Raw genomic sequence first — 437 nt, forward strand, 5'->3', positions numbered from 1 at the left:
GAATTACACTACCAAAACATGAGCGAATTGGCCAACGGTGAAAAAGTAAAGGTTCTCCTCGCCAAAGCACTTTTTGGTAAACCAGATGTTCTTCTCTTGGACGAGCCTACTAACGGTTTGGATATCCAATCGATTACTTGGTTAGAAGACTTCTTAATTGACTTTGATAACACAGTTATCGTAGTATCCCACGACCGTCACTTCTTAAACAAAGTTTGTACTCACATGGCCGACCTTGACTTTGGAAAAATCAAACTCTATGTCGGAAACTACGACTTCTGGAAGGAATCTTCTGAGCTTGCTGCTAAATTGCTAGCAGACCGTAATGCTAAAGCAGAAGAAAAAATTAAACAATTGCAAGAATTCGTTGCTCGTTTCTCTGCCAATGCTTCTAAGTCAAGGCAGGCAACATCACGTAAGAAAATGCTTGATAAGAT

Annotated in this window: 1 protein-coding gene; it reads left to right on the forward strand. The window is 40.0% G+C overall.

Going from position 1 to position 437, the window contains the following annotated elements; genetic code table 11:
- Positions 1–18: 18 nt before the first annotated feature.
- Positions 19–437: ATP-binding cassette domain-containing protein (locus AC13HU_RS38195; RefSeq protein ID WP_483046583.1), on the forward strand; the 419-nt coding region annotated here is incomplete at its 3' end.

It is taken from the genome of Streptomyces sp. NH27 (genome assembly GCF_056859195.1).